General features: G+C 71.9%; 3 protein-coding genes. 2 read left to right on the top strand and 1 reads right to left on the bottom strand.

The annotated features are described in order from the left end of the window. Together E1293_RS45205 and dacB are read left to right on the top strand one after the other, a co-directional pair. The coding region (locus E1293_RS45205; RefSeq protein WP_132206041.1) for an iron-containing alcohol dehydrogenase at window positions 1-931 on the top strand (931 nt) is incomplete at its 5' end. Between the two features lie 67 nt (window positions 932-998). Continuing rightward, window positions 999-2,522 (top strand): D-alanyl-D-alanine carboxypeptidase/D-alanyl-D-alanine endopeptidase, encoded by a 1,524-nt coding sequence (gene dacB / locus E1293_RS45210; protein WP_165978699.1) that lies wholly within the window; start codon window positions 999-1,001, stop codon window positions 2,520-2,522. 4 nt (window positions 2,523-2,526) lie between these two features. Here dacB and E1293_RS45215 read toward each other — a convergent pair whose 3' ends face one another. Further along, window positions 2,527-3,879, bottom strand: coding sequence for a hypothetical protein (locus E1293_RS45215; RefSeq protein WP_132206045.1), 1,353 nt, complete (start codon window positions 3,877-3,879; stop codon window positions 2,527-2,529). Window positions 3,880-3,987: the final 108 nt, after the last annotated feature.

Raw genomic sequence — 3,987 nt, forward strand, 5'->3', positions numbered from 1 at the left:
GGTGCTGCTGGTGGCGGCGCCGTCCGCCGGGGCGGCCGCCGGGCGGGTCGCGGCGGGGCTGGGCGGACGGCTGGCGGCGCGGTTCGACCGGCCCGCGCCGCACACGCCGGTCGCCGTGACGGAGCGGGCCATGGAGGCGGCCGCGGGCGCGGACTGCGTGGTCGCGATCGGCGGCGGGGCCGCGATCGGGCTGGGCAAGGCGGTGTCGGCGCGCACCGGGATGCCGCAGGTCGCGGTGCCGACCACGTACGCGGGCTCGGAGGCGACACCCGTCCTGGGGGAGACCGAGGACGGCGTGAAGACCACCCGCCGCGACCCCGCGCTGGCGCCCGGCACGATCGTCTACGACCCCGGCCTGACGCTCGGCATGCCGCCGGGACTGACCCGGACGAGCGCCATGAACGCGCTCGCCCACGCCGTCGAGACCCTGTGGGCGCCCGACGCGACGATGGTCACGGACGCGCTCGCGACCGAGGCCGTCGCCGGCATCCTGGGCACGCTGCCCGAAGTGCTGGACGACCCGTCCGGCCTGGCGGGACGCGCCCGCCTGCAGTCCGCCGCGCGGCTGGCGGGGATCTGCCTGTCGCAGACGCGGATGGGCCTGCACCACCAGCTCGCGCACGTCCTCGGCGGCGCGTACGACCTGCCGCACGCCGAGCTGCACACGATGCTGCTGGCGCATGTGATGGCGTTCAACCTGCCGTCGGCGCCCGCCGCGTCGGACCGGCTGACCCGGGTCGCCGGGCCGGACCCCGTCGCGGCCGTCGCCGCGCTGGCGCGCGCCCACGAGGGCCCGACGCGCCTCTCCGGCCTGGGCGTTCCCCGCGACGGCCTCCACGACGTCGCCGAGCGGGTGGCGGCGAAGCCGTACCCGAACCCCAGGCGGCTGGACGCCGGCGCCGTCGCGGAACTGCTCGACGCGATGTGGTAGCGCGCCGCGATTCCGCTGCCCTTGACTCTCCGATGCCCTACGATCACTCCCCATGCGCGGATCACTGGTGCGAATCACGTCAGTCCTGATCGCCGGAGCGGCGCTGCTCGCCGCCCCCGCCGCATACCCCGCGGCCGCGGCCGCCGGGCCGGGGGATCTGGGCAAGGATCTCGACGCGATACTCGCCGACGCGCGCCTCAAGGACGCCACCGTCGGCGTCGTGGTCCGCGACGCGAAGACGGGCGCCGTCCAGTACTCGCGCGGCGCGACGAAGCCGGTGCTGCCCGCCTCGAACATGAAGCTCTACACCTCCGGCGCGGCGCTGTCGCTGCTGGGCACGGGGTACCGGTTCCGGACGAAGGTGTCCGCCAAGTCGGTGTCGGGGGCGTCCGTCAAGGGCGACCTCTACTTGAAGGGCACCGGCGACCCGACGACGCGGGCCGCCGAATACGACCGGCTCGCCGCCCAGGTCGCGAAGCGGGGCGTCCGGACCGTCGAGGGCGACCTGGTCGCGGACGACACGTGGTTCGACGCCGTCGGCACGCCGTCGCACTGGGACCCGACCGACCTGCAATACTCCTACGCCGCGCAGACCTCCGCGCTGACCGTCGCCCCGAACGACGACTTCGACGCCGGCTCCGTCAACGTGACGGTGAAGCCGGGCGAGAAGGGCGAGCCGGTGAAGGTCGGGCTCGCCCCCGCCACCCACGTCGTCAAGGTCGACAACAAGGCGGTCACCGGGGCGGCCGGCTCCGCGTCCACCCTCTCGGTGAACCGCGAGAACGGCAGCAACACCATCGTGGTCAGCGGCTCCTACCCGGCGGACGGGCAGCCGTACACCACCCTGCGCACGGTCGAGAACCCGACGATGTACGCGGCGGACGTCTTCCGCGCCGCGCTGAAGAAGCACGGCGTCCAGGTCAAGGGCACGACCGAGCGCGGCCGGACGCCGAAGGGCACCGCCGCGCTCGCCGCCCGCTCCTCGATGCCGCTGTCGCAGCTGATGACCCCGTTCCTCAAGCTCAGCAACAACATGATCGCCGAGATCCTGGTCAAGTCGATCGGACGGGCGAAGGCCGGCAAGGGCACCTGGCCGGCCGGCCTCAAGGTGGCCGCGAAGTACGCCGCCGCCCAGGGCGTCCCGGCCGCCCGGCTGACGATGGCCGACGGGTCCGGCCTGTCGCGCAGCAACCGCACCACCGCGCAGGACATCAGCACCATCCTCCGGGGGGCGCAGACCAAGCCCTGGTTCAAGACCTGGTACGCCGCCCTGCCGATCGCCGGCGACCCGGACCGCATGACCGGCGGCACGCTCACCTCGCGGATGCGCAACACCCCCGCCGCCGGCAACGTGCACGCCAAGACCGGCACGCTGACGGGTGCGAGCGCCCTGTCCGGGTTCGTGAAGGGCGAGTCCGGGCACCGGCTGGTCTTCTCCGTCGTCCTCAACGGCTACGAGGGCGCCGCCCCCAAGGACATCGAGGACGAGATCGCCATCAGGCTGGCCGGGGGCAACTCGGCCGATGCCCGGACCCTGCGCATGCCCATGAACCTCCTGAACGTGGAATGCTCCTGGGCGGAATCCTGCTGACCGGCTACTTCTCGCCCTTCGGCACGTAGAGACGGATGTCGTCGACGTACGCCTGGCCCTCGTAGTAGTTCAGGTGCGGGTCCCCGATGATGAACGAGTCGGGGTAGGCCGAGCCTTTGGGCCAGGCGTGCTCGGTCGTGTACGTCCCGGCGGGGCCCTTGTGGACCAGCTTGCGGTCGAACCGTCCGTCGTACTCGTCCGCCTTCTGGTTGTAGTGCCAGATCGGACGCCCGTCCTCCACGAAGTCGTGGTGGACGCGGAGCGTCGCCTGCCCGACGTGCAGGAACGGCCCGCTCATTTCGAGCGTGTACCCGGTGCGGTCGCGCTCGATGGCGAACCGGTAGGACGCCTTCGGCATCAGTTCCGGCCGGATCTCCGCACTGGTCAGATGCCCCTCGAACTTGCCGCCGGGCCCGTACCGCCTGTCCATTGACGCGTTCCCGCAGGAGGTCTTCGCGTAGTACTCGTTGCTGATGTTGTTGTTGGCGGCCTCGCGGAACTTGTCGCCGCGCGGGAACAGCGCGTTCACGCCATTGAAGGTGCCGTCGAACGTCCGGTACATCTTGCGGGTCTTCGGATTGCAGGTCGCGGCGTCCTTCCAGCGCTCGTCGTCGCTGTAGTAGCCGTCCATGATGACCTTGCGCCGGAAGTGGATCCCCGGATTGCCGTGCGGCGCCGGCGTCGCGTAGTCGAGGATCGTCATGTAGTAGAACCCGTTCTCCCGCGTCACGTCGGGATACTGGCAGCGGGTCTTACCGGGCAGCGCGCCCTGGAACGTCCACGGGTACCGCGTCTTGCAGGCCTCCTTGGTGTATCCGTTGTGCCGGCCGTTGTAGTCGAACGTGCCGTTCCGCTTGCCGCCGAAGTCGATGCCGCGCAGCGTCATCTCCACCCGGTAGTGCTCCGGCAGCGGGCGGGTCGGCCGGATCAGCACCCCGGCGTCCCAGCTCGGCTCGGAGATCCGCGCGGCCTTCTGCCCGCCCGGCAGCGACGCGGTGGACAGCCCCGGCCGCGAGTCGGGCCGCCCGTCCTTGTCCTTGTCGACGGCGGCGACCTCGGCGGTCAGCCACCCCTCCGTCCCGAACGCGACCCGCTTGCGGAACACGTTCAGCGTCCTGAGCTGCCGCTGGAACAGCGGCCCGCTCATCTTCGTCCATGCCTCGCCGTCGTCGTCGAACGGGCCGACGTTCCACGGGCTCTTCGGCCCCTGCGGGTCCAGCCGCCACGGCTTCCCGTCGACCCGCAGCGGCCGGTCGAACCCTTCGTGGGCGACCAGCACCCACTTCTTGTCCGCCGCCTGCGCGGGATATCCGGCGGCGAGGACCGCCATGGCGGCCACCCCGACTCCGGCCGTCATTCTCCAACGTCGCAAAACGCGCCTCCCCCGAAATGCCGCGCACCCCCGATCGGCGCGGCCCGCTCGGACCTTACGGCCCCTTTAGCCTTCGCCCCCAGCCACGAAGCC

This window comes from Actinomadura darangshiensis (genome assembly GCF_004349235.1).
GTDB classification, from domain to species: domain Bacteria; phylum Actinomycetota; class Actinomycetes; order Streptosporangiales; family Streptosporangiaceae; genus Spirillospora; species Spirillospora darangshiensis.

Excerpts from the sequence above, each read along its gene's own strand:
- E1293_RS45215 (WP_132206045.1), bottom strand. The coding sequence starts at position 3,879 with ATGACGGCCGGAGTCGGGGTGGCCGCCATGGCGGTCCTCGCCGCCGGA.